Here is a 23,655-nt window from a genome sequence, read left to right as displayed (position 1 = left end):
AATGAGTGTCCGGATCAGCGTGGAATCACTGTCCGGATGTGCGTGGAATGGGTGTCCGAGTCAGCGTGGAATCCGCAGATCCCTTGAATCCTCGTGAAGGCACTTGCATGACGGGTTACCTAACCAGTTACTACCTCCACAACATGGAGTACGAGAACTCGTTCTTCGAAAACTCCGTCAGTGTTGTGCATCGCTTGGACATGAACATCAATACCTCGCGGGGCTATCCCGCATTCCTTCTGGATATCATCCCATCCGGCGCAGCATTTCGTTCGCTGAAGAAGCGCTTCGCGAACCGAAAGCCTGATGACATCGCCATCGATCTGTTCCTCCTGGAGCGGTGTACGCCATCGCCAATTGGGCACATGCGGATCAAGCAATCGATTCCCTTCCTTGATGAAAGGGAACCCATGGGCTTCACCCGCAAGGAGGTGGCAGAGCGCAACACCGATTTCCTGGAATATGCCTACGAGCAAGGTGCTGCTATCGGTGGCGCGACGGGGGCTGGCGGTGAAGCACCTAAGCTGTTGCTGGCGGAAAATCAAAACGGCCTGATGTTCGCCGAGGCCACGCTACCCGTTGAGCAGACTAAGCGGCACTGGTTCGTGAAATTCCCAAGAAACCGAGCAGCGGCTATCGACAAGGACATCCTGAGAGCCGAGTACCAGTATTACTGCGCAATCACCGAGATCGGTATGAACACTATCTCGACTGAAGGATTGGAGCTGATTGATGATGGTGAGCACAAACCCAGCCTATGGATGCCCCGCTTTGATCGCGAGGTAACTGTGCAGGGCATCCTTCGCTACCCGGTAGAGTCGATTTACTCTGTATGTGGCGTTACTGAGAACGGCGCATACCTGGGTCATGAGTTCGTGCTTGGCCGTCTTGGTGAAATTTGGACGATGGCAGGACAGAGTGAAGAGCTGTTTGACTTGGCCGTCGAGTACATCTCTAGGGATCTACTGAACCGCATCCTGGGCAACTCGGATAATCATGGACGAAACATCTCTATCACTCGCGATAACGGCAAGCTGAAGCTAGCGCCTATCTACGATTTAGCTCCAATGGTTCTCGACCCTGACGGAATTTCCAGGGTGTTAAAATGGGGGCATGAGCGGGCTGGAGCGCCGGACTGGAGGCAGGCATGCCACTCCTTGGCGGACGAGGCATCCGGTGATGTGTATTTCGATGCTCTGCGCAGCAAGGCTCAGAGCTTTCGCGCTCTACCCGATCTACTCGTGAACCTGCCGGACAGCGTTCGTAACGCGAAGAGCATTCCGCTCAATAATCTGGATACTCGCCTGAAGGAATGGGGGTTGATATGAAAGAGATGACCCTTGAAGAGCGCAAGGCCTACATTCAAACAGTGGCCGATGAGGTTGCCCAGGGGAAGCTGACGCTCGGCGGTGCCGTTAAGCGCCTACGTGAAAACCTTCTGGGCGTGAACCAAGAGCGGTTCGCCACAGCTTGCAAAATTTCGAAGCGGGCTCTATCTCAGTTGGAGGTCGATAGCGGCAATCCGACTCTCGCGACCCTGGAAGCCGTATTCAAGAAATTCGGCCTTAAGATCAGCCTAGCTCACCTAAATCCAGTAGATATAAACGCCGCAGCCGCCCAGAAAAGCAAGGCTGGCTTTGGCATTCGCAACGTTGTCCATGCACAGCCATCTATCCCTTCACCAGGCAAGCCGATTTAGCCTCTGGCAACATTGTCCTAGGTATTAAAGCGCTCCGTCAGGCCATGGAGGTCTGACGCGGTTTTCTCTAACTCCTGCCCCCTGTCACTAGCCTTGGAAGCATTCTCCAGGCTCTCATCAGCAGCCTCAGCAATGTGGTTGATCTGTCGTGAAATATCTTCAGCAACGTGAGCTTGTTCTTCGGCTGCCGCAGCCATTTGCTGGCTCATGGCACTTATGCGCTCCATGGCTGACTTTATTCCTTCAAGGGCTTGCTGTGTTTCACTGACACGTTGGACGCCTTGCTCAGCATCCTCATTACCTTTGCGGGCTATCTCTACTGCGTTTATTGCGCTATTGCGCAAGGTGGTAATGATCTTCTGGATCGACTCAGTGGACTCCCTTGTTTTTTGTGCCAAGGAGCGTACTTCGTCAGCAACAACAGCAAAACCACGACCTTGCTCGCCGGCCCGTGCCGCCTCAATTGCAGCGTTTAGTGCGAGTAGATTAGTTTGATCAGCGATTGATTGGATCAAACTCGCTGCGGTATTGATGTAGTCCGTTTCGGTTGCAAGACTTTCGACTGCACTAGTGACCTGATCCACTGTTACGGATAAGGCTTCAATAACTTTTAGCGTTGTGTCAGCGACCTCACTCCCTTGTGCCACCAGACTAGAGGCGCTCTGTGCTTCCTCAGCTGTGAGCTGGATATTGGCGGCTACCTCGTTAATCGAGGCGGTCATTTCTGTCATGGCTGTTGCTGCCATATCGGCTTCAGCACGTTGCTCAGCCAACGCATGCTTGGTCTTACTGGCAAGCGTTTGGGCATCCGCAGCACCCTGACTAGTCTGCTCGGCATAATCTCCCAAGCGTGTCAGTACGGTTCGAATTCGTGCTGCTTCACTGATTAAAACCATACGCAGCTTGGCTGTAACGCCCTTATCTGTAGTGAATACTTTGGCGGCCAGTTCACTGTCGAAAGCCTCCGGCACCTCACCCAGCGCAGCGTTAACGCGATTCTGCAAGCGTCTTACTGCTACAAGGCCCGCAGCTAGAGCACTAAAAAATGGAACGCTGGCCATCCAAAAGCTTGCGCCCACTGCGATTATTAGAGCCGCACCGGCAAGGCCTATGGCAATAGGGGCAAAAAGTTGCCCAAGCAATGACCTAAAATGGTCTGCGGATGGTGAGCTGAGCTTGCCTTCGTTGATGCTGCCGTACAGTGCGCTTGCTCTGTTGACGCGCTCCAGGCTCGGTTTCGTTCGAACCGATTCGTACCCGATCAACTTACCATTCTCATTGATCGGCGTAACGTAGGCTTCAACCCAGTAGTGATCACCATTTTTGCAGCGGTTCTTCACTATCCCCATCCAGCATTTTCCGGCCTTGAGGCATTGCCACATGTGCTCATAGACAGAGGGTGGCATGTCTGGGTGCCTGACGATGTTATGTGGGCTGCCAATAAGTTCTGCCCTGGTAAAGCCACTTACTGCCTCAAACTCATCATTACAGTAGAGGATTTTTCCCGATGCATCTGTTGCTGAAATGAGTCGTTGCGACTGATCAAAGCTTCGCTCGCGGCCAGTTAGGGGGAGGTTTTTACGCATTTTCCATATACCCTCTTTATAGTGGCGTAATGATATCATCTGTGTGGTGCAGCCACTGGCCTGCGTCGGAATGCGGTGTGGCCCCTCCTTTAATATTCGGCTGCACCTTTCAAATAATGAGGCCGTATCCAAGCATTAACGCAAATGTAGACGTCGGCCCAGAAGCCAACAGGCACATATTCTTGCGTGCTAACTCAGCCGGCTTCATACCGGCATGGCTTTCGCGTCCTCTACCAATTGCGGAAGCAGGTGTGTAGAAAAGCAGATTCTAGGTCAATACAGATTTTTATGGCTGGAGCCATGAATGAACGGAAGGCTCATGAGCTAGCCTGGCAAAGCTTTAGGTGAGCTACCTTTACCTACAATTGCGAGTCAGTGTGCGCTGTCAAATTGATACCGCTACGCTTCTAAATCAACGGTTTACCTCGCTCTACGCAGTGGAAGATTGAATGTTTATAGACCTTATCGAGAACATAACCCTGCTGATCGCACTGTGCTGGCTGCATGGGATGACCATGCGGTACCTGGACGGGTATGAGCGGCTAGGTAAAGTCTGCGCGGGGCTATTATTCGGCGCAGTTTGTATTGCTGGGATGAAAATCCCGTTGGTGCTGACTGATGGGATAATTTTCGATGGCCGCACGGTAGTGCTGAGTATGGCCGCGTTCTTCGGTGGGCCACTAGTTGGCGCGATTGCAGGTGGTATGGCGGGTTTATTTCGCCTTTGGCTGGGAGGTATAGGTGTTGTCCCTGGGCTGCTCAATATATTGATGCCGGTGTTAATGGGTCTGACATTTAGTCACATACATCGGCGGGGATGGGTGCCCTTTAATATTGGCTCACTGCTGGTATTCGGAGTTGTGCTTCAAGGCTTGCAGGTATTGAATCTGGCGCTACTGCCAGTCGACCATTTCTCCTTGTTCCTTGAACATGCACTGCTACCTTTGGTTGCCGTGCTGATACCCGCAACGCTGCTCCTAGGTCTGTTGTTGAGAGATGTTCAGCTACAGAGGCAAGCCCGGGAGGCTTTGCGTCAGAGCGAGGCATATTTGCGTGCGATTACTGAAGCAGTGCCTGATTTATCACTGGTGCTCGATGAGGATGGGCGCTACCTGAAGATCAAGACACCAGACAATGACCTGCTTTTTACTAGAGCGTCAGAGTTACTTGGCAAGCGTCTGCAAGATGTATTGCCGACAAGCCAGGCAGATTTATTCCTGAAATTTATTAGCCGCACTCTGGCCAGTAACAGTCCACAAACCATCGAGTATGGTATGCAAACCCAGGTTGGCCATCGCACCTTCGAAGCGCGTGCGCGTCGCTTAGATACGCCTATTCAGGGCCGTCGAGCAGTGGTGCTTATGGCACGGGATATAACTGATCGGATTGCTTATGATCTTGATCGAAGGGTTGCTGCTATTGCCTTCGAGTCTCAGCAAGGCATGATAATCACCGATGCCCAAACCAGGATTATCAAAGTCAATAAAGCGTTCTCGCGTATCACCGGTTATACCGAGACTGACGTTATAGGACAGCCAACCCGCATGCTTGGCTCTGGCCATCAAGGCCCTGAGTTCTACCAAGATCTATGGAAAACGCTCACTGAAAACGGCTTCTGGGAGGGTGAGATCTGGAATCGCCGCAAAAACAATGAAGTGTTCCCTGAGTGGCTAACAATTAGCGCCGTAAGGAATGATCAGGGCTTGGTCATTAACTACGTGGCTTCCCTCACCGACATCACTGAGCGCAAAAGTGCCGAGCAGAAAATTCAGCATCTGGCCTTCTATGATCCACTGACTAATTTGCCCAATAGGCGCTTGCTGCGTGACCGTCTCCAACAGGCGATGGCCTTGTGCGGCCGGAAAGGCATGTATGGCGCACTAATTTTTCTTGATCTGGATGACTTCAAAAACGTCAACGACCTTTATGGTCACCAAGTTGGCGACGAGTTGCTATGCCAGGTGGCTAAGCGCCTTACTGAAACGCTTCGAGAACAGGATACCGTGGCACGTCTTGGTGGTGATGAGTTTGTGATCCTGTTGGAGGGTTTGGAGTCCTGTGCCGAGGAGGCAGGCACTCAGGTTGAGCACATAGGCATCAAGTTATTAAAAGCGTTGCGAGAGCCTTACTTAGTCAGCGGGCATCGGTTCAATAATAGTGCCAGCTTGGGTATTGTAATGTTCAATGATGCTCAGCACTCGGTAGATGAGTTGATGCAGCATGCGGACTTATCCATGTACAGCTCAAAAGCCATGGGCAAGAACGCACTCAGTTTCTACGACCCGCAGATGCAGGCTGTGGTGAGCAAGCGCCTGCAACTCGAAGAAGATATTCGTCGCGGCCTAGCCGAAGAAGAGTTTGTCATTTACTTGCAGCCACAGGCTGGGGTGAATGGACACCTCGAAGGTGCAGAGGCCCTTGTGCGATGGCAGCATCCCCAGCGTGGCGTTTTGGGGCCCGGCGTATTCATCGAGATCGCTGAACGCAGCGACCTTATTGAGGTGATGGATCTTGCAACCCTGCGCCAGGGCTGCAAGCTTCTTGCCCGTTGGGCAAACCAGCCGCAGCGAGCGGCCTTGAGCTTGTCAGTTAACATTAGCTCCAGACTGCTCTACAGGGATGATTTTATCGATCTGATTAAGCATTTGTTGGATGAAACCCACGCCAACCCACTGCGCCTAAAGCTCGAAATAACTGAGTCACTGTTGCTCACTGACAAGGACAAGGCGGTTATGCGCATGCAGTCACTCCGTGAGATGGGTATTCGGTTTTCCATCGACGATTTCGGCACCGGTTATTCCTCTATGGCTTATCTGCAACAGTTGCCGCTCGATCAGTTGAAGATCGACCAGTCCTTTGTGCGTGACTTGCCCGAGAATACAAGCGGTCTAGCTATAGTCCGCGCAATCTTGGCTATGGCGCATAGTCTTAATCTCGAAGTCATTGCTGAGGGCGTAGAGACCTTGGCTCAGCGTGATGCCCTAAGCGATAGCGGATGTAAGCACTTTCAAGGGTACCTGTTTGGCAAGCCGGTTGCTGTGGCGGCCTTCGAGGCCATGCCTCTCTCAGCTCTTGAGGTCAGAACTTAATTATCTGCCACAACATTCCTTCAATCCCTAATCAAACTAGCCTAAAGCACCGAGATAGGGCTGAGGGCGCTGGTGGGACGCTCGAATGCCCTGGCCGCAGAGAAAAATCAGTGTCTTTTCCTTTGAGCCCTACTATCTGCCAATAATTAAACGGTTCAGAAGAAGTATTTCATGATCAATTTTGAACAGATGGCCTTGATTCTTGAGGCCTTGCCTGACCCCGCTTTTATCCTGTCCCGCAGTGGAAAATACGTTGCGGTGTTCGGTGGCCGTGATGCGCGCTATTACCACGATGGTACCGGCCTTATCGGTCAATATATTGCAGATTTGATCAAGCCTGATAAGGCAAACTGGTTTCTTGAACAGATTGCCAGGGCACTGGAGTCTAGGAAACTGCTAATCGAGGAATACGAACTGAGCAACAGGGATGTAAGAGGTCTACTCGATGAAGGCCCTAAGGAACCGATCTGGTTTGAAGGGCGCATACAAGCCTTGAGTTTTTTAGTGGACGATGAGGAAGTAGTGCTCTGGGTAGCGAGTAATATTTCACACCGACACAACCTAGAGATGAGGCTGAGGGAGCTAAGCGATACCGATCAGCTAACGGGCCTTTTTAACCGGAGAAAACTCGAGCATGAACTGACGCGTCACTTCGAATCATCGGTACGGTATTCAGTACCGACTTCCATAATTTTGTTTGATCTGGACAACCTAAAAAAAGTCAATGACACCAAGGGGCATCATGTAGGGGATGAGATGATTCAGGTTGTGGCCAACATTTGTCGTTCAGCACTCCGGACAACTGACTTCGCATGCCGCTTGGGTGGTGATGAGTTTGTGGTTGCTCTGCCCAATACTGGGTGTGAGCAGGCAATACCGTTCGCCAACCGTTTACATGATCGCTTCAGAAAAGAGCTAAGCCGGTTTTCAGTGGAAGGAACTATAGTCACAGTGAGCATTGGTGTGACAACTATGGTGCCGGAAGATCGTTCTTACGAAGACACACTCCAACGAGCGGATCGTGCCCTGTATAAGGCCAAAAGAATGGGTAAAGACAGGATTGTTTCGGCCTGACGTAATGGTGTCTGCGAGGTTGAATCGCCTTTGTGTTGGCGCTTATGGAAATCATGCCGCATATCCGTGACTCTTTGCATCACCTCGCCCATGAATGTCTCAGGACACTTCAAGTCGAAGCGCTTATCCGTTTTGGTCTGCAAGAGAAAATGACTGAATTCACCCACGATGCCTTGCACAGCGGATAGCTAAAGGCTGGTGCGCATGGTTCGGCTTGACGTGGCAGGTGGAACGGGGGGAAGGCCTAGGTGATAGCCTGCGCCTATGCCGCGACCATCATGGTCGGACACGTTAAGGCCCAAGGCGACAGACACCAAAGCGGTGACGGTTCGCTACTACGAGCAACTGGGCCTACTACCCTCGGCAGGGCGCACGCCTTCGGGCTATCGCGTTTATACGCATAGCGAGCGCGACCGCCTACTGTTTATCCGCCGAGCCCGTTCACTGGGTTTCACGCTGGATGATGTGCGCGAACTGCTGGGATTTGCCGATCAGCGCGATGCTTCCTGCGCTGCGGTGGATGCCAAAGTGGGTGAACAACTGCATCAGGTACGGACACGCATCCGTGACCTCGTGGCTCTGGAGGCCGAACTGGAAAAACTGATCGCCTGCTGCCAAGGCGGCGTGATTGAGCAATGCCGAATAATCGATGCGCTGTCTTGTCACTAAGTTGGCAAAAAGCGCTGCGGGACTTTCTCAACAAAAGTGGTCGACAGCAGCTCTGGACGATAATGGATGCAAGCCCCTGCGCCTGATGACGCAGGGGCTTTTGCCTTAGATAACTCGTTTGACGCTCAGGTACTCGCCCTTGGTCTTGAGCGTGATGGTCACGTTGCTGTTGCTGCGGTTGCGCCAGAACCAACCGTGGGTGCCGTCGAAGATGGCGGTGAACTCGCCTTTATCACTCTTGATCTGCTTACCCTTGCTGTAGCTGTGGTAGTAGCCCTTGGGGCCGTTGTAGGGCTCGCCGTGAGTATCGTGGTTGACCGGAACACCATTGGTTGTCCACTCGTAGCTGACAGTGGCCTTGTCCAGCATCTCCAGCTTGATTTCACTGGCCTCGCCCGGCTTCAGCGTGACGGTCACCTCATCGGACTTCAGGGCGGGCTGAGGTTCTGCTACTGGCTCTGCAACAGGTACTGCTGCAACGGGCTCTTGAACTACAAGCTGAACAGGCGCAGGAGTTTGAACGACTGGAGCCGCAGCTGGCTGAACTGCCGCATCCGCTGCCGCTTCTTCGGCCAGGGTTTTCTTCATTTCGCCCATCTGGGTCAGACCGAGAACGCGACCAACACCCGTGGGATCAATGGCGTATTCGGACGGCATCACCACGGTGACCAGCAAGGCAGCGGCAACAGCTACGGCGATCAGAGTGGAGCGCAGCAATTGGCGGCTGGTAGGCAATTCGCTTTGGGTCGGAAGCTTGGTGTTGAACATGCTGAGAATTCCTTACTGAGAGACAATCAGGCCGGTGAGCTGGTAACCCATCAAGAGGAAACCGGCGCTCATCATGGCGACGTTGGCGGTGTAGGCATGACGCCAGAAGCTGGCGGTGCGTCGCCAGTAGCCCATGACAATCAAAATGGCGCTCAGGGCCAGGAGCTGGCCAATTTCGACGCCGACGTTGAAGGCAATCAGGTTAGGGATTAGGCCGTCTGCCGAGATCTCGTATTCCTGAATCTTGGTCGCCAGACCAAAGCCATGCAGCAAGCCGAATATCAGCGTGGCCCTTTTGGTATTGGGCTGATAGCCGAACCAGCGTTGGAACGCGCCTAGGTTATCCAGCGCCTTGTACACCACCGAGAAACCGATGATGGCGTCGATCACATAGGAGCTGATGCTGATTTCCGCCAGTACGCCCAGCAGCAGCGTCACGGTGTGGCCCACGGCGAACAGCGTGACGTAGAGCCCCACATCCTTCAGACGGTAGAGAAAGAAGATCACCCCGAAGAGAAACAGCAAGTGGTCGTAGCCGGTGATCATATGCTTTGCGCCCATGTAGATGAACGGCAGCACCATCACCCCAGAGCTTTCTTGGATAAAGCCCTTGTCGCCTTCGGCGACAGCGTGGGCCAGTGCGTCAGGCATGCCGAGAAACAGCAATGCCGTGAACAGCAGCAACAGTAGTAACGAGCGATTCGGGCGCACGACAGATGCGTCCATTACGCCCATAAATAGCGAATGCATGGTTGAGTCCTAATTTAAAGGGGTCTTGGGCCGCAAAGCGGCCTATTTCAGAGCACGAATGTGGCGCGCGGTGGCCGCTCGATCAGGAAGATCGGGCTTGGAGGAATGGAGTAACGAGAGGCTGCTATTGGCTGCGTCCGCTCTGGCTGCGTGCTGATGCTGAGCAGCGTGGTCAGGTGCGGTGTTTCGTGCAGATGATCGGCTGTCAGCGGCGAGTGACAGTGATCCCCGTATGCAGCACAGGCCAGTGCCTCGTCATCATGGTTGTGCGAATGAATTGTGTCGCCACCTTCCCAAGTCTGCTGACTCGCCCCCATAAACAGCGCAGAGGTATGCCCGACCCAGGCCATCAAGATGGCGAGAGTAAGGGCAAAAATCACCTGGGTGCTGATGGGTTTGCTGAGCATGTCGTGGTTCTTTGAATGCCTAAGCGGTCGGCTTTTCTGGAGAGGCGGTCGGTTTGACCATATCCCCCCCAGGGGGATAGCATGCGAGCGTAATTCATCGACGCATGAGACTCAAGGCATGAGCGATCACGAACACGGCCACCAGCACCAAAGTCATGGCGACATCATCAAAAGGTTGAAGCGCGCGGAGGGTCATCTGCGCGGCATCGTGACCATGATCGAAGACAGTCGGGCCTGCGTTGACATCGCTCAGCAGCTGCATGCTGTGGAAAAAGCCGTTTGCCAGGCCAAGCGTGTGCTTATCCAAGACCATATCGACCACTGTCTGGAACACACGGTCGAAGCACTTGCGATAGGTGAGCGCGTCTCACTCGAAGATTTCAAGCAAATCACCAAGTACCTCTAGGCCTCTCCCCATGTCGAGCTTCGCTGAACTGCTGCAACAGGGGGCCTCGCAGGCCTGGTTGTATTTCCCCAGCGCCATCCTGCTGGGTGCCTTGCATGGCTTGGAACCGGGGCATTCGAAAACCATGATGGCAGCGTTTATCGTGGCCATTCGTGGCACGGTGAAACAGGCCATTCTGCTGGGTCTTGCCGCAACGCTCTCGCACACCGCCGTGGTTTGGCTAGTGGCCATGGCCGGCATGTACCTGGGTCAAGGCCTGGATGCCGAAACCACCGAGCCGTATTTCCAGCTCGCGTCCGCCGCCATCATCATCACCATCGCCGTGTGGATGCTGTGGCGCACCTGGCGGGGTGAGCAGATGTGGCGTTTCGAGGAGGGTGATGAGCATCAGCACGAGCATCACCACCACGATGAAACCCACCGCATCGATACCGGCCACGGGCGTATCGAGCTGACGATCTTCGAGGAAGGAGTCCCTCCACGCTGGCGAATGAAGGTCTTGAGTGGCCATGCCTGGCCTGCTGCCGAAGTGAGCTTGCTGACGACTCGCCCAGATGGACTGGCCCAGACGTATAGCTTCGTAGACCAGGGTGGCTACCTGGAGTCAGTGGACGAGATTCCCGAGCATCATGAATATACTGCGCGGCTGAGCCTGGGGCATACCGGTCATTCCCACGACTATGACTTGGAGTTCCGCGAGCACAGCCATGGTCATGACCATGCTCACACTGAACTGGACGGGCTGGAGCTGTCGCTGGAGGGCTACCAAGACGCCCATGAGCGCGCGCATGCCAACGACATCCGCAAGCGCTTTAGCAACCGTAATGTCAGCACTGGCCAGATCATCATGTTCGGCCTTACGGGCGGGCTGATTCCCTGCCCAGCCGCGATTACCGTGCTGCTGCTCTGCCTGCAAGTGAAGGAAGTCGCGCTGGGTGCCGTGCTGGTGTTGTGCTTTAGCATTGGTCTGGCCATCACCCTGGTTACCGTGGGCGCTGCCGCCGCTATCGGCGCTCGCCAGGCGTCCAATCGCTGGCCCTGGCTTGGCGCTGTGGCGCGGCGCGCCCCTTACCTGTCCAGCCTATTGATTATCGGCGTGGGGATTTACGTGGGTGCCCATGGCTGGATCGGCCTGAACGCCTAGCCTGATGTGGGATTTATCCGCTTATTTCGGCCTGTTCCTCGCTGCCTTAGGTGCTGCCACGCTGCTGCCCATGCAGTCGGAGGCGGTACTGGTTGGGTTGCTGCTGACCGACCACTATGTGGCCTGGGCACTGCTAGCGGTGGCCACCACAGGCAATGTGCTGGGCGCGGCGCTGAACTGGCTGCTGGGTCGCTCTATCGAGCACTACCGGCACAAACGCTGGTTTCCTGTCAGTGAAGACAAACTGGAAAAGGCCCAGCAGGCTTATCACCGCTTCGGTCGCTGGTCGCTGCTGCTCAGCTGGGTGCCGATCATTGGTGATCCACTCACCGTGGTGGCGGGCGTCCTGCGCGAGCCCTTGTGGAGCTTTCTGTTGATCGTGACGCTGGCCAAGGCCACCCGCTATCTGGTGCTGGCTGCCGTAACGCTGGGGTGGCTCGGGTGAGCGAGCAGGTGCGCGACGCCAACCTGGATCTGATCAAGTGGCTGGCGATGCTGACTATGCTGCTGGATCACCTACGCTACCTCTGGCCTGAAACCCAATGGCTGTTCATCGTGGGTCGTTTGGCGTTCCCGCTGTTCTGCCTGGGGATTGCAGCCAATGTCGCACGTTCTCGATCCGGGGAGTTGTACACTGATGACAACGTTCGCTACCTGGGCTGGATGGCTGTGTTTTCGGTGATTTCAGAGCTGCCCTATCGCCTGCTTTCCAGCGACAGCAGCACGCTCAATGTAATGCCCTCGCTGATGCTGGGCCTGCTTATCGCCTGGGGTGCGCATCACCGTGGACGCGACGGTTTTGTCCTGGCTCTGGCCGGCGTAGCCGTGTCTGTGCTGCTTCAAGAACGCCTGATGTATGGGGTTTTCGGCGCTCTGCTGCCGGCAGCATTGCTACTGGCTATTCAGCGTCCCGGCCCTGTGTGGCTATTACCCGCCGTACTTTGCCTGCTGGCCAACAGCCGCAACCGTTGGATCGCGGAGTGGGAATTGCAGCCCTATACCTTGCTGATCGTGGTCACTGCGTTTGCCGCTCCCTTACTTGGGCTATGGCTGCTGCATCGACCGGGCCACTTCAGGATCTGGCCCGTCAAGCGCTGGGGCTATTGGTTCTACCCTGGGCATCTGACCGCACTGCACGTGATTCGCTCGCTCGGCTAAGAATCCGTCAGTAGCGGCTGGTCGCTGCTTCGCATCTGCGACGGCTAGTTAATGGCTGCTTTTGGCCGACTCCTGCCGGTATCTGTATTCCTCTGAGTGCCTCTCGCAGAATAATGGTTGGCTAGGTGGCTGTAACGGGGGTAAGGCCCTGATGATAGGCTGGGTCTATTCCGTGCAGTCGTGGCCGTAGACGGTTTGGCCGTTGTGGAGGATGAGGTAAGACGCCTCCTTAGGGATCGACAGATGCTTTTTGCCCCGCGTATTTTGGGGGCAAAACTGGGGGCAAAATCCAGGCCGCTGCAAACCGTCCAAAACCAGCAGGTGCCGGATTCGTTGGGCTGTAGAGGTGCCTGTGGCGGTGTGGGCGTGCAGTAGACAGCGTTCAAATCCCTATCTTCCCGCCATACAAAAAAGCCCCGCCGCTCAATGAGCTGCGGGGCTTTTTCTTGCCCATTAGAAAGTAAAACTGCCCAAGCAGCCTGGCTAAGCAGGCCACACTACTGTAGCGCACCACTTAAACCCCACAGTCACGATGAGCTGAAACACAGCTAACCATTCGCAAGCCATGACCCAAAGACAGCGAGTTACAGCCGACCCCGCTCAGTCAGCGCACCACGTTACCTCAAGGTAACGCGGTACAGCCAGACTCGGGAGAATGGATCAGGCGTTCAAAACCACCTTCTCGTGAATCGCACAGCTTTAACTAGGCGCCTGATGGGTATAAACCAACTTGATACCCCTCAAACACAACCGACTATGCAGTCAGTCGCGTCAGTGCTTCGCGGTATTTATCCGCAGTCTTTTGAGCGATGTCCGCAGGCACTGCAGGGGCTGGCGGCTCTTTATTCCAGCCAGTGGATTCCAGCCAGTCACGCACAAACTGCTTATCAAAGCTCGGTGGATTCTTGCCTTCTTCATAACTGTCAGCCGGCCAGAAGCGGCTGGAGTCAGGGGTCAGGGCCTCATCCATGAGAGTCAGCGTGCCATTTTCGTCTAAACCAAACTCGAACTTGGTATCAGCAATAATGATGCCGCGCGTGGCTGCGTATTCGACTGCAGCGCTGTACAGGGCAATGGAGGTGTCACGCACTTTTGCGGCTAGCTCTGCACCGATGATCGCTTCGCACTGAGCGAAGGAAATGTTCTCATCGTGATCGCCCACAGCAGCTTTGGTAGAAGGGGTAAAGATCGGCTGAGGGAGTTTAGCTGCCTCCTTAAGCCCTGCGGGTAATTGGATACCGCAGACGGTGCCGCTCTTCTGGTACTCCTTCCAACCAGAACCAACGATATAGCCACGCACAATGGCTTCTACAGCAACGGGTTTGAGGCGTTTTGCCACCACAGCACGACCTTCTACCAGCGGCAACTCTGCGGCTGATACAACATCTTCAACCTTGTCGCCGGTGAAATGGTTGGGCACCAGGGCCGCCAACTTGTCGAACCAGAAATTGGAGATGGACGTTAGAATCTTGCCCTTTTCCGGAATCGGCTCATTGAGAATCACGTCGAATGCAGAAAGACGGTCAGTGGCGACCATCAACATGCGTTTGTCGTCGATTTCGTAAAGATCACGGACTTTGCCGGAGTAGATTTTCTTCAGGCTCAGGGTGGTGGCTGTGCTCATGTCGGAATTTCCGTCTTTAGTAAACAAAACAGGCGAAACCCGCCGGGTTTCGCCTATTGATAATGCCGGTGCAGCAGTTGCCTGCTGTCAGCCAAGGTTTTCCTGAATCAGGTCAAGCACCTTACGCGCCACATCGCTCGGAGCAATGGTGTTGAGGTCTTTTTCTACGGAGACCTGCACGCTATCGCCTACGGCTGTCAGGCGAACCTGATAGCGCTCGGCACGGGCGTCAATTTCTTCCTTGCTGGGCGCACTGCCGAACACCTTACCGAAGAAGCCTGGCTGCTCATCTGGCTTCTGCGCACGCTCAGCCAGGTTGATGTAGTACACACCCAGACTGCGGTTGATATCGTCGATACGCACATCAGCCATTTCCAGAGAGCGACCAACACCCGACCAAGCACGGTCAAAATCAGCGCCCAGGCTTAGTACCGGGTTGCCATTGCCATCTTCCGACAGGCTGACACGATTTGGGGCGTCATAATCGCGCGCAGCCAACAGGGAGACCGACCCGCCCTGCTCGGCGCTACGCGCCAAACTTACGAGCATCTCATCGAGCAGCGCAGCATCGAGACCTGGATTGCTGCTGCGATTTGTGAAGGCAACATCTGCCGTGCTGCCAGCTGGACGCTCGGCACTGACCACGAAGACTTCACTGGTGTTGCGCTGTACGCCGGGCTCAATGCGAACGCGGATACGGGTTTCAGCATCTGGAGAAACACCGCTACTCATGCGACGTGCCATAGCATCAGGCAAGGCATCAACAGGCTGCCAAGCGGTGCTGAACTCACCGGTTTGCGGACGTTCTTCAGCAATCTGGAAGCCGTTATCAGTAAAGAACTGACGCGCCACTGGCCAAACCTCAGCCGGCACACGCTGCGCAACTACCCAGCGCGAGTCGCCGCTCTTTTGCAGGCTGAATTCACTGGCATCGCCTGCCACTGTCAGTGACTGCGGGCGCGGCACGGTGAACTCGCCTTTATCCGTAGTAGTGGCTACCTGCTGCGGTACGGGCAGCAGTGGATCAATACGCTTAGCGTCAACATTTGACGGGATTTGCATGGTGGCCGTTTGGCGGGCGTCGAGGTAGTCACTACCGCGGTCACGGAAATAACCGTTTTCGCCATAGATCCAACCACAGCCACTAGTACCAGTAATAATCAGGGCCAGTGCAGAGAGTCCGGTGAGTCGCTTCATGCGTCGTAATTCCTCAATTAAACCAATACGCCGGACTGGCGCATGGCCTGACGCAGCGGTTCATGACAACGCGGACTGAGCCAGGTCAGTGGCAGACGGATACCGTCCGGCATCAGACCCATTTCATGCAGAGCCCACTTCACCGGGATCGGGTTGGATTCGATAAACAACGACTTATGCAGCGGCATCAAGCGGTCGTTAATAGCGCGGGCAATAGCCGCTTCACCGCGCATGGCAGCAGCGCACAGGTCGCTCATCGCGCGCGGAGCAACGTTGGCAGTAACGGAAATATTGCCCTTGCCACCCATCAGCATCAGCTCAACAGCGGTGGGATCGTCACCGGAGTAAACGAGGAAGTCCTTACTAACACGCTCCAGTACTTCTTGAGCACGCTGCAGATCACCGGTGGCTTCCTTGATGCCGATGATGTTATCGATCTTGGACAGACGCTCGACTGTCTCTGGCAGCATGTCGCAGACCGTACGGCCCGGCACGTTGTAGAGAATCTGCGGGATGGCGACCGACTCGGCAATATGGCGGAAGTGCAGATACAAGCCTTCCTGGGTCGGCTTGTTGTAATACGGCGTGACTAATAGGCAGGCATCAGCACCAACCTCTTTAGCCGCACGGGTCAGTTCGACCGACTCACGGGTGGAGTTGCCACCGGTGCCGGCGATCACCGGAATACGGCCAGCGACTTGATCGACCACGCGACGGATCACTTCAATGTGCTCGCCCACGTCAAGCGTGCAGGACTCACCCGTAGTGCCGACCGCGACGATGGCGTTGGTGCCCTCCTGCAGGTGGAAATCCACCAGTTTGCTCAGGCTGTCCCAATCAAGACCACCCTGCGCATCCATGGGCGTAACCAGTGCCACCATACTGCCCGCAATCATGCAACTGCTCCTGCCGGAAAAAGTGAGCCGTAATGGTACTGGGGCCACCTGCCTTGCACAAGGCGAACTACTGTGGCCACGCACATACAATTAATATCGTTCAGGTAGCACATTCCTCAGCCGCCTAGCCCACTGGCATTCCTTTAAGCGGTGCTTTTCGCTACCCTTCGTGCTTTGATCAGCCCTGCACACGCAGACTGATCGTTCTATTGTTTAGGAAGGCTGCATGTCCACCCCCCCAGTTCGCGAACAATTCCTGCTTATCAGCGCCCTCGGCCCCAACGCCATGGAGCTGACCAATGTGCTCTGCCGTACCAGCCACGAAAATCGTTGCGCCGTGGTCAGCACTCGCCTTAGCCGGCATGGTGATTACAGCGCACTGGTGCTCCAGATATCCGGCAGCTGGGATGCCCTCGCTCGCCTTGAGTCCAGCCTGCCAGCACTGGCGAAGAAACACAGCTTCACGGTCAACGTGATTCGCAGCGCCGCGTCGGAAACCCGCCCGCAAGCACTGCCTTATGTCGCTTACGTCAGCTCGGCTTATCGCCCGGATATCCTCAACGAGCTGTGCCAGTTCTTTCTCGACCACCACGTTGAGCTGGAGAACCTGACCTGCGACACCTACCAAGCACCGCAGACCGGCGGCACCATGCTCAACGCCACCCTGACCGTAACCCTGCCCGCGGGTACGCAGATCAGCTGGTTGCGCGATCAATTCCTCGATTTCGCCGACGCCTTGAACCTGGACGCACTGATAGAACCCTGGCGCCCACAAACCCCGTAAGGAGCACGTTATGGCCGTAGCAATTGACACACCAGTTGCCGACTTCCAGGCGCAGGCCACCAGTGGCCAAACCATTGAGCTGTCCGCACTCAAGGGCCAGCAGGTAGTGATCTATTTCTACCCAAAAGACAGCACGCCTGGCTGCACCACCGAAGGCCAGGGCTTTCGTGATCACTACCCGGCGTTTCAGGCAGCCAACACCATGGTATTAGGTGTATCCCGCGACGGGATGAAGTCCCACGAGAACTTTAAGAGCAAACAGCAGTTTCCTTTCGAGCTGATCTCCGACAAGGATGAAGCTATTTGCCAGCTATTCGATGTAATAAAGCTGAAGAAGCTCTACGGCAAGGAATACCTCGGCGTAGACCGCAGCACTTTTCTGATCGACAAAGACGGCGTGCTGCGCCAGGAATGGCGAGGCGTCAAAGTACCTGGGCACGTCGATGCCGTTCTGGCCGCCGCCCAGGCCTTGAATAAAGCCTAAGCAGCACACGCAATAAAAAGCCGGTCCATTGACCGGCTTTTTATTGCCCGCAGACTAGGGCGTGACCTACTCGCTGCGCGGCCAAGCGTCGATCACCGCCTTGAACAGTGTGGCCAATGGAATGGCAAAGAACACCCCCCAGAAGCCCCACATGCCGCCAAACAGCAACACCGCGCAAATGATGGCGACCGGGTGCAGGTTGACCGCCTCGGAGAACAGCAGCGGCACCAGAACATTGCCATCCAGTGCCTGAATGATGCCGTAGACCACCATCAGGTAAATGAACTGGTCACCAAAGCCCCACTGAAACAACCCAATCAGCGCCACCGGCACCGTCACGACTACCGCGCCGATGTACGGCACCACCACTGACAAACCGACAAATAATGCCAGCAACGCCGCGTAGTTAAGCCCCAAGTAAGCGAACGCCACATAGGTGACCACGCCACAGATGATGATCTCGATGACCTTGCCACGGATGTAGTTGGCAATCTGCTTGTTCATCTCCTGCGCAACCAGGGTGATAAGCGATCGCTCACGCGGTAAATAGCCGCGAAACCATGCCCCAATCAGCTCGCGATCCTTTAGGAAAAAGAACACCAGGATCGGTACTAGCACCAGATAGATCATGATGCTGACCAGCATCGGCAGGCTGGACAGGGAAAACGATAATGCCCACTGGCCGAACTTGCCCGCCTCGCCGCGCACGCCCTCAATCAGCTGCAGCACCTGCGCATCAGTGATCAGCGTCGGGTAGCGCTCCGGCAATAATAGAAACAGCGACTGCCATTCACCGAGCATGCGCGGCAGCTCATTGAACAACGTACTGAGTTGCTGCCAAAGCAGCGGCATCAAGACCAGCATAAACAGAGCCAGCATGCTCATGAACAAGGCGAATACCAGCCACACCGCCGCCACCTGCGGCAGATGCAAACGCTCAAACGCGTTGACCAATCCCTGCATCAAAAACGCCAGCACCAGACCGGTCAATACCGGTGCAAGCATGCCGCCCAGCGTCAGAATGGCAGCAAAGCCGACGATCAGCAGCAATGCCAACACCACCGCCTGCTCATCAGAGAAATAGCGATGCAACCAATCCTGAAACACCTTGAGCATTGTGACTCCTTACCTGGGGGACACCCTATGTGTGCCGCCTCATAATCAAAACTTACTGCAACCGTGCTAGGCCTTACGCAACCAATAGCGATAAACGCCGCCATCAACCTCTTCACGCAATAAACCATGCCCCGCTAGGCTGGCGAAGGCACGGAAGTCGCGCTGCGAGCCAGCATCAGTGGCCTCAACCATCAGCACCTGGCCACTGACGAGGCGATTGAGTTCCAGCTTGGCCTTGAGTAAAGGCAGCGGACAATTGAGCCCACAAGCGTCCAGTTGCGCGTCGAAGTCTTCGGCGCGCCATTGCATATCAGTCATTTATCTACTCCGAGAGGGCCGCAAGGATAACCAAGACCGCACAACCCTGGCCAGCACCGCTGCCAGACAGCTACAGTAACGGCTTTGTACGACACGAGCTTTGTGCATGAGCCTTCTGCGCCCGACCTTATTGACGCTCGCCTGCCTGCTGACAACCCCCGGCATGGCCAACAATCTGCCCTCCCTTGGCGATGCCAGCTCGGCTATCGTCTCACCGCAGCAAGAGCATCAGCTAGGTCGCGCCTGGCTGAGCCTGGTACGCGGCCAGGTCAGCCAACTGGATGACCCGCAACTCAAGGACTTCGTCGAGACCAGCGTGTATCGATTGAGCGAAACTAGCCAATTGCAAGATCGGCGCCTGGAGTTCGTCCTGCTCAACAGCCCGCAGATCAACGCCTTTGCGGCTCCCGGTGGAATTGTCGGGGTCAATGGCGGCTTGTTCTTATATGCCCAGACCGAAGCCGAATACGCCTCAGTCATGGCCCACGAACTGGCGCACTTGTCGCAGCGCCACTTCGCGCGAGGCCTTGAGGCTCAGCAACGCATGCAGATCCCGGTGATGGCCGGACTGCTGGCCGGGATTGTCGCTGCCGCCGCGGGTGCCGGCGACCTGGGCATCGCGGCAATCGCCACGACCCAGGCGGCGGCGCTTCAAGAGCAGCGGCGCTTCTCCCGCCAGAACGAACAGGAGGCCGACCGCATCGGCCTGGTCAACCTGGAGAAAGCCGGCTTCGACCCCCGCGCTATGCCCAGCATGTTCGAGCGCTTAATGCGCCAGTATCGCTACGACCGCAAGCCGCCGGAGTTCCTCCTGACCCACCCGGTGTCAGAATCACGCATTGCCGATACCCGCAACCGCGCCGAGCAGTACACCGCCACAGGCGCCACCGACAGCGTGCGCTACCAGCTGATGCGCGCGCGCGTGCAGTTGATCTACGAAGAAACACCGGGAATCGCTGCCAAGCGCTTTCGCAGCATGCTGGATGAAAACCCGAACATGGAGGCCGCTCGCTACGGCTTGGCGATTGCGCAATTGAAAAGCGGCCAATACAAACAGGCGCGCGAATCCCTGCAACCGCTGCTTAAAATCTCGCCCAACGATGTGACCTACAACCTGGCACAGGTTGAGCTGGACATGGCAAGCAACCGCCTTGCTGACGCACAAAGCCGAATCACCCGGTTACTGACCCTCTACCCGAGTAACTACCCCGTCAATCAGGCGCATATCGATCTGCTGATGAAACAGGTACGCACCCAAGAGGCGGAGCGCGCCCTGGATGAGATGCTGAAAAGTCGCGGTAAAGATCCTGACGTGTGGTACCAAGTCGCAGAAGTACGCGGCCTAAGCGGCAACACCATCGGCCTGCACCAAGCGCGCGGGGAGTTTTTCGCCTTAGTCGGCGACTACAAACAGGCACTGGAACAACTCGACTTCGCCAAGCGCCGCGCCAGTAACAACTTCCAATTGGCATCACGTATCGATGCCAGGCAACGTGAGCTGATAGAAGAGCAGCGCATCATCGAACAGATGCTGCGCTAGACAGAAAAAGCCCGACGAATACCGGGCTTTTTTATACTGGCTGTTTAAGCATTGCCGCTTAATTTGAGCCGCGCGGCCTGGGTAAAGTCCAGCATACGTTTGAGCGGCTTGATCGCTTTAGGGATCAGCGCCGGGTCGACGAATATCTCGTTGCTGCCCTCACGCAAGCACGCCAGGGTGCGTTGCAGGGTATTCATCGCCATCCACGGGCAATGTGCACAGCTGCGACAAGCTGCACCGTTACCAGCAGTCGGCGCGGCCACAAATTCCTTGTCGGGGCACAGCTGCTGCATCTTGTAGAAGATGCCAGCGTCGGTGGCGACGATAAAGGTCTTGTTCGGCAAAGCTTGTGCGGCGGCAATCAACTGACTGGTGGAGCCCACCGCATCGGCCAGATCAATCACGGCCGTTGGCGACTCCGGGTGAACCAGAACAGCGGCGTCCGGGTACAGCGCCTTCATGTCTTCCAGCTGCTTGGCCTTGAACTCCTCATGGACGATGCAAGCACCATCCCACAGCAGCATATCGGCGCCGGTCTTGTTCTGGATGTAACGCCCCAGATGCTGATCGGGCGCCCAGAGAATGCTCTCGCCGTTATCCATCAGGTGCTCAACAATCTCCACGGCACAACTGGAGGTCACCACCCAGTCGGCACGCGCCTTCACCGCCGCCGAGGTATTGGCATACACCACCACGGTGCGCTGCGGGTGCTGATCGCAAAACGCCGAGAACTCTTCAACCGGACAACCCAAATCAAGCGAGCAGGTCGCCTCCAACGTCGGCATCAGCACGCGCTTTTCTGGGTTGAGGATTTTCGCCGTCTCGCCCATGAATTTGACGCCAGCCACGAGCACCGTCTGCGCCGCATGCTGATTGCCGAAGCGGGCCATTTCTAGCGAGTCAGAAACACAGCCACCGGTTTCCTCAGCCAGAGCCTGCAGCACCGGATCACAGTAATAGTGCGCCACCAATACGGCGTTCTGCTTTTTTAGCTCAGCAGCGATTTCGGCACGGTAAAAAGCCTCCTGCTCGGGCGTCAGCGGCTTGGGCTGCTTAGCGTCGAGGTGAGCTTGCACCAATAGGCGTTCGGAAATCTGCGTCATGTCATCAGGCCCTGTGAAGGTCTATCAGCGCGGAACTCGAGTATACCCGTCAGTTTGCTGGCAGCGCAGGTGGGGTAATCGAGATAAAAATTACAGATAAAAAAAAGCCTGAAAATTCCTTTAATCAGAACTTTCAGGCTTTCTTGCCCTTCCGAAGAAGGAAATATGGTGGGTCGTGTGGGATTCGAACCTACGACCAATTGGTTAAAAGCCAACTGCTCTACCAACTGAGCTAACGACCCGACGCGAGGCGTATAATACTGATTTAATTCAGGAATTCAACACCTTGCAGAAAATATTTTAGAAATAACGGGTAGGGTCAACGATTCCTGCGGCGACAAAGCCAGCCGCACGCAGACGGCAACTGTCGCACTTACCACATGCACGCCCTTGCTCATCAGCCTGGTAACAGGAAACTGTCAGCGCATAGTCAACCCCAAGCCGAACACCCGCCTGGGCGATTTCAGCTTTGCTCATATTCTGCAGCGGAGCCTGAATGCGAAAACCCTGCCCCTCCACACCTGCCTTGGTAGCCAGATTGGCCATGCGCTCAAAGGACTCGATAAATTCCGGGCGACAGTCCGGATAGCCCGAGTAGTCTACGGCATTCACGCCGATGAAAATATCCCGCGCACCCAGCACCTCGGCCCACCCCAGAGCGAGGGAAAGGAACACGGTATTGCGCGCAGGCACGTAAGTCACCGGAATCCCTTCACTCAGACCTTCAGGCACATCGATGCTGGCGTCAGTTAGGGCCGAGCCACCCATACCATTGAGATTAAGACCGATCACCTTGTGCTCGACTACTCCCAGCTGCCGAGCCACCTGCTCAGCCGCCTGCAATTCGGAGCGGTGGCGCTGGCCGTAATCGAAACTCATGGTGTAACAGCTGTAGCCATCGGCCTTGGCCAGCGCCACCACGGTGGCCGAGTCCAGGCCGCCAGACAGCAGGATTACCGCTTTCTTCTCGCTCATATCAATGTCCCGGCTCATCATTCCAGAGAATCTTGTGTAACTGCATCTGCAAGCGCACAGGCAAGTTGTCGGCAATGATCCACTCAGCCAACGCACGCGCCTCCAACTCATGATGACTCGGCGACATCAGCACCTCGCTCACACGCTCAGCCAGGCGGTACTGGATCAACTTACTCACCGCCCAGTCATAGTCCTCACGCGAGCAGATAACGAACTTGACCTGATCATTGGGCGTTAGAAGGTCGATATTCTCGTAGCGGTTACGCGCCACCTCAGCCGACCCTGGGGTTTTCAGGTCGAGGACCTTACTCACCCGCGAATCAACCGCCGACACATCGAGTGCACCACTGGTCTCCAGCGACACCTCAAAGCCGGCATCACACAGACGCTTGAGCAGCGCAATGCAGTTGGGTTGCGCCAATGGCTCGCCACCCGTCACACAGATATAGCGCGGCTTGTAGCCGGCGACCTGCTCGACAATGGCATCCAGCGACATCATTTCGCCGCCACTGAAGGCATAGGCGGTGTCGCAGTATTGGCAACGTAAAGGACAGCCGGTCAGGCGAACGAACACAGTCGGCAAGCCGGCGGTGCGCGTCTCGCCCTGCAGCGAGTAGAAAATCTCGGTAATGCGCAGGGTATCTTGCATATCAGCCACGGGCGTAACAGCTAAACAGGCTGTCCGCCTCCGTTGCGGGAAAGGGGCGCGGATTGTATATGAAAAAAATTCCAGGAGAAATTTTTAACGACGCGCAGCAACGGCTCGGAGGGTGGTCGCCAGGTTTACAGGCATCGGGTAGGAGGCGGCCTCACGGCCGCCGTCCTCCCACACCACCGTGCGTACGGTTCCGTACACGGCGGTTCAGGC

At 55.7% G+C, this 23,655-nt stretch carries 24 protein-coding genes and 1 tRNA gene; 12 read left to right on the top strand and 13 right to left on the bottom strand.

Annotated elements, in window-relative coordinates; all coding sequences use genetic code 11:
• Nucleotides 1-107 precede the first annotated feature (107 nt).
• On the top strand, nt 108-1,328 hold the full coding sequence (locus N1078_RS17895) for a HipA domain-containing protein (protein WP_274089465.1): 1,221 nt from the start codon (nt 108-110) through the stop codon (nt 1,326-1,328).
• On the top strand, nt 1,325-1,699 hold the full coding sequence (locus tag N1078_RS17890) for a helix-turn-helix domain-containing protein (RefSeq protein ID WP_274089464.1): 375 nt from the start codon (nt 1,325-1,327) through the stop codon (nt 1,697-1,699). The genes N1078_RS17895 and N1078_RS17890 overlap by 4 nt, the downstream gene beginning before the upstream one ends.
• Nucleotides 1,700-1,716: 17 nt before the next feature.
• Here N1078_RS17890 and N1078_RS17885 read toward each other — a convergent pair whose 3' ends face one another.
• Entirely contained in the window at nt 1,717-3,285 is a 1,569-nt protein-coding gene (locus N1078_RS17885) for a methyl-accepting chemotaxis protein (RefSeq protein WP_274089463.1), read from the bottom strand.
• Between the two features lie 449 nt (nt 3,286-3,734).
• Between N1078_RS17885 and N1078_RS17880 the strand changes: the two genes are divergently transcribed.
• From N1078_RS17880 to N1078_RS17870, 3 genes are all read left to right on the top strand, one after another.
• The gene (locus N1078_RS17880) at nt 3,735-6,374 is read left to right on the top strand and encodes an EAL domain-containing protein (RefSeq protein WP_274089462.1); all 2,640 of its coding nucleotides are present in this window, start codon (nt 3,735-3,737) and stop codon (nt 6,372-6,374) included.
• 171 nt (nt 6,375-6,545) lie between these two features.
• A complete protein-coding gene (locus N1078_RS17875; protein ID WP_274089461.1) occupies nt 6,546-7,448 on the top strand; it encodes a GGDEF domain-containing protein in 903 nt (300 codons plus the stop codon).
• 264 nt (nt 7,449-7,712) lie between these two features.
• Nucleotides 7,713-8,117: a MerR family transcriptional regulator gene (locus N1078_RS17870; RefSeq protein ID WP_274089460.1), complete on the top strand. Its 405-nt coding sequence runs from the start codon at nt 7,713-7,715 to the stop codon at nt 8,115-8,117.
• A 105-nt stretch (nt 8,118-8,222) separates the two neighbouring features.
• Here N1078_RS17870 and N1078_RS17865 read toward each other — a convergent pair whose 3' ends face one another.
• From N1078_RS17865 to N1078_RS17855, 3 genes are read right to left on the bottom strand one after another with little or no spacing between them, the layout of a single operon-like run.
• The gene (locus tag N1078_RS17865; protein WP_274089459.1) at nt 8,223-8,885 is read right to left on the bottom strand and encodes a transmembrane anchor protein; all 663 of its coding nucleotides are present in this window, start codon (nt 8,883-8,885) and stop codon (nt 8,223-8,225) included.
• Between the two features lie 12 nt (nt 8,886-8,897).
• Entirely contained in the window at nt 8,898-9,635 is a 738-nt protein-coding gene (locus N1078_RS17860; RefSeq protein ID WP_443218121.1) for a HupE/UreJ family protein, read from the bottom strand.
• 47 nt (nt 9,636-9,682) lie between these two features.
• The gene (locus N1078_RS17855; protein WP_274089458.1) at nt 9,683-10,042 is read right to left on the bottom strand and encodes a hypothetical protein; all 360 of its coding nucleotides are present in this window, start codon (nt 10,040-10,042) and stop codon (nt 9,683-9,685) included.
• A 118-nt stretch (nt 10,043-10,160) separates the two neighbouring features.
• Here N1078_RS17855 and mreA point away from each other — a divergent pair, with 118 nt between their 5' ends.
• From mreA to N1078_RS17835, 4 genes are read left to right on the top strand one after another with little or no spacing between them, the layout of a single operon-like run.
• Nucleotides 10,161-10,448: a metal-sensing transcriptional repressor MreA gene (gene mreA / locus N1078_RS17850; RefSeq protein ID WP_274089457.1), complete on the top strand. Its 288-nt coding sequence runs from the start codon at nt 10,161-10,163 to the stop codon at nt 10,446-10,448.
• A 10-nt stretch (nt 10,449-10,458) separates the two neighbouring features.
• On the top strand, nt 10,459-11,592 hold the full coding sequence (locus N1078_RS17845) for a nickel/cobalt efflux transporter (RefSeq protein ID WP_274089456.1): 1,134 nt from the start codon (nt 10,459-10,461) through the stop codon (nt 11,590-11,592).
• A gap of 4 nt (nt 11,593-11,596) precedes the next feature.
• On the top strand, nt 11,597-12,037 hold the full coding sequence (locus N1078_RS17840) for a YqaA family protein (RefSeq protein WP_274089455.1): 441 nt from the start codon (nt 11,597-11,599) through the stop codon (nt 12,035-12,037).
• Nucleotides 12,034-12,750, top strand: a complete 717-nt coding sequence (locus N1078_RS17835; protein ID WP_274089454.1) for a TraX family protein — start codon at nt 12,034-12,036, stop codon at nt 12,748-12,750. Before N1078_RS17840 ends, N1078_RS17835 begins: the two co-directional genes overlap by 4 nt.
• A gap of 754 nt (nt 12,751-13,504) precedes the next feature.
• Here the strand turns inward: N1078_RS17835 and N1078_RS17830 are convergent.
• The 3 genes from N1078_RS17830 to dapA all read right to left on the bottom strand — a co-directional run bounded on the left by N1078_RS17830 (nt 13,505) and on the right by dapA (nt 16,467).
• Nucleotides 13,505-14,374, bottom strand: coding sequence for a phosphoribosylaminoimidazolesuccinocarboxamide synthase (locus tag N1078_RS17830; protein ID WP_274089453.1), 870 nt, complete (start codon nt 14,372-14,374; stop codon nt 13,505-13,507).
• An 87-nt stretch (nt 14,375-14,461) separates the two neighbouring features.
• Entirely contained in the window at nt 14,462-15,571 is a 1,110-nt protein-coding gene (bamC, locus tag N1078_RS17825; RefSeq protein WP_274089452.1) for an outer membrane protein assembly factor BamC, read from the bottom strand.
• A gap of 17 nt (nt 15,572-15,588) precedes the next feature.
• Nucleotides 15,589-16,467 carry a 4-hydroxy-tetrahydrodipicolinate synthase gene (dapA, locus tag N1078_RS17820; RefSeq protein ID WP_274089451.1) on the bottom strand — a complete coding sequence of 293 codons (879 nt, stop codon included), beginning with the start codon at nt 16,465-16,467 and terminating at the stop codon, nt 15,589-15,591.
• Between the two features lie 226 nt (nt 16,468-16,693).
• Between dapA and N1078_RS17815 the strand changes: the two genes are divergently transcribed.
• Together N1078_RS17815 and N1078_RS17810 are read left to right on the top strand one after the other, a co-directional pair.
• On the top strand, nt 16,694-17,251 hold the full coding sequence (locus N1078_RS17815; RefSeq protein ID WP_274089450.1) for a glycine cleavage system protein R: 558 nt from the start codon (nt 16,694-16,696) through the stop codon (nt 17,249-17,251).
• A gap of 10 nt (nt 17,252-17,261) precedes the next feature.
• Nucleotides 17,262-17,735: a peroxiredoxin gene (locus N1078_RS17810; protein WP_274089449.1), complete on the top strand. Its 474-nt coding sequence runs from the start codon at nt 17,262-17,264 to the stop codon at nt 17,733-17,735.
• Between the two features lie 66 nt (nt 17,736-17,801).
• Here N1078_RS17810 and N1078_RS17805 read toward each other — a convergent pair whose 3' ends face one another.
• Together N1078_RS17805 and N1078_RS17800 are read right to left on the bottom strand one after the other, a co-directional pair.
• Entirely contained in the window at nt 17,802-18,851 is a 1,050-nt protein-coding gene (locus N1078_RS17805; protein ID WP_274089448.1) for an AI-2E family transporter, read from the bottom strand.
• Nucleotides 18,852-18,917: 66 nt separating this feature from the next.
• Nucleotides 18,918-19,169 carry a sulfurtransferase TusA family protein gene (locus tag N1078_RS17800; RefSeq protein WP_274089447.1) on the bottom strand — a complete coding sequence of 84 codons (252 nt, stop codon included), beginning with the start codon at nt 19,167-19,169 and terminating at the stop codon, nt 18,918-18,920.
• Between the two features lie 106 nt (nt 19,170-19,275).
• On the opposite strand from N1078_RS17800, the gene N1078_RS17795 reads away from it, so the two are divergent.
• Nucleotides 19,276-20,709 (top strand): M48 family metalloprotease, encoded by a 1,434-nt coding sequence (locus N1078_RS17795; RefSeq protein WP_274089446.1) that lies wholly within the window; start codon nt 19,276-19,278, stop codon nt 20,707-20,709.
• Between the two features lie 44 nt (nt 20,710-20,753).
• Here the strand turns inward: N1078_RS17795 and nadA are convergent, their stop codons facing one another.
• The 4 genes from nadA to queE form a co-directional block, all read right to left on the bottom strand.
• The gene (gene nadA / locus N1078_RS17790) at nt 20,754-21,812 is read right to left on the bottom strand and encodes a quinolinate synthase NadA (protein WP_274089445.1); all 1,059 of its coding nucleotides are present in this window, start codon (nt 21,810-21,812) and stop codon (nt 20,754-20,756) included.
• Nucleotides 21,813-21,978: 166 nt separating this feature from the next.
• Nucleotides 21,979-22,054: transfer RNA gene (locus tag N1078_RS17785), tRNA-Lys, on the bottom strand.
• Between the two features lie 58 nt (nt 22,055-22,112).
• On the bottom strand, nt 22,113-22,787 hold the full coding sequence (queC, locus tag N1078_RS17780; protein ID WP_274089444.1) for a 7-cyano-7-deazaguanine synthase QueC: 675 nt from the start codon (nt 22,785-22,787) through the stop codon (nt 22,113-22,115).
• A gap of 1 nt (nt 22,788) precedes the next feature.
• Entirely contained in the window at nt 22,789-23,436 is a 648-nt protein-coding gene (gene queE / locus N1078_RS17775; RefSeq protein ID WP_274089443.1) for a 7-carboxy-7-deazaguanine synthase QueE, read from the bottom strand.
• Between the last annotated feature and the right edge of the window lie 219 nt (nt 23,437-23,655).

The organism is Pseudomonas sp. MIL19 (assembly GCF_028680365.1).
Classification (GTDB): Bacteria; Pseudomonadota; Gammaproteobacteria; order Pseudomonadales; family Pseudomonadaceae; genus Aquipseudomonas; species Aquipseudomonas spirodelae.
The sequence above is the reverse complement of the archived record's forward strand: the minus strand, read 5'-3'. Positions and strand labels throughout refer to the sequence as shown.

Bases quoted from the DNA above. Each gene is read 5' to 3' on its own strand.
- N1078_RS17895 (WP_274089465.1), top strand. From the start codon at position 108: ATGACGGGTTACCTAACCAGTTACTACCTCCACAACATGGAGTACGAG.
- N1078_RS17890 (WP_274089464.1), top strand. From the start codon at position 1,325: ATGAAAGAGATGACCCTTGAAGAGCGCAAGGCCTACATTCAAACAGTG.
- N1078_RS17885 (WP_274089463.1), bottom strand. From the start codon at position 3,285: ATGCGTAAAAACCTCCCCCTAACTGGCCGCGAGCGAAGCTTTGATCAG.
- N1078_RS17880 (WP_274089462.1), top strand. From the start codon at position 3,735: ATGTTTATAGACCTTATCGAGAACATAACCCTGCTGATCGCACTGTGC.
- N1078_RS17875 (WP_274089461.1), top strand. From the start codon at position 6,546: ATGATCAATTTTGAACAGATGGCCTTGATTCTTGAGGCCTTGCCTGAC.
- N1078_RS17870 (WP_274089460.1), top strand. From the start codon at position 7,713: ATGCCGCGACCATCATGGTCGGACACGTTAAGGCCCAAGGCGACAGAC.
- N1078_RS17865 (WP_274089459.1), bottom strand. From the start codon at position 8,885: ATGTTCAACACCAAGCTTCCGACCCAAAGCGAATTGCCTACCAGCCGC.
- N1078_RS17860 (WP_443218121.1), bottom strand. From the start codon at position 9,635: ATGCATTCGCTATTTATGGGCGTAATGGACGCATCTGTCGTGCGCCCG.
- N1078_RS17855 (WP_274089458.1), bottom strand. From the start codon at position 10,042: ATGCTCAGCAAACCCATCAGCACCCAGGTGATTTTTGCCCTTACTCTC.
- mreA (WP_274089457.1), top strand. From the start codon at position 10,161: ATGAGCGATCACGAACACGGCCACCAGCACCAAAGTCATGGCGACATC.
- N1078_RS17845 (WP_274089456.1), top strand. From the start codon at position 10,459: ATGTCGAGCTTCGCTGAACTGCTGCAACAGGGGGCCTCGCAGGCCTGG.
- N1078_RS17840 (WP_274089455.1), top strand. From the start codon at position 11,597: ATGTGGGATTTATCCGCTTATTTCGGCCTGTTCCTCGCTGCCTTAGGT.
- N1078_RS17830 (WP_274089453.1), bottom strand. From the start codon at position 14,374: ATGAGCACAGCCACCACCCTGAGCCTGAAGAAAATCTACTCCGGCAAA.
- bamC (WP_274089452.1), bottom strand. From the start codon at position 15,571: ATGAAGCGACTCACCGGACTCTCTGCACTGGCCCTGATTATTACTGGT.
- dapA (WP_274089451.1), bottom strand. From the start codon at position 16,467: ATGATTGCGGGCAGTATGGTGGCACTGGTTACGCCCATGGATGCGCAG.
- N1078_RS17815 (WP_274089450.1), top strand. From the start codon at position 16,694: ATGTCCACCCCCCCAGTTCGCGAACAATTCCTGCTTATCAGCGCCCTC.
- N1078_RS17810 (WP_274089449.1), top strand. From the start codon at position 17,262: ATGGCCGTAGCAATTGACACACCAGTTGCCGACTTCCAGGCGCAGGCC.
- N1078_RS17805 (WP_274089448.1), bottom strand. From the start codon at position 18,851: ATGCTCAAGGTGTTTCAGGATTGGTTGCATCGCTATTTCTCTGATGAG.
- N1078_RS17800 (WP_274089447.1), bottom strand. From the start codon at position 19,169: ATGACTGATATGCAATGGCGCGCCGAAGACTTCGACGCGCAACTGGAC.
- N1078_RS17795 (WP_274089446.1), top strand. From the start codon at position 19,276: ATGAGCCTTCTGCGCCCGACCTTATTGACGCTCGCCTGCCTGCTGACA.
- nadA (WP_274089445.1), bottom strand. From the start codon at position 21,812: ATGACGCAGATTTCCGAACGCCTATTGGTGCAAGCTCACCTCGACGCT.
- queC (WP_274089444.1), bottom strand. From the start codon at position 22,787: ATGAGCGAGAAGAAAGCGGTAATCCTGCTGTCTGGCGGCCTGGACTCG.
- queE (WP_274089443.1), bottom strand. From the start codon at position 23,436: ATGCAAGATACCCTGCGCATTACCGAGATTTTCTACTCGCTGCAGGGC.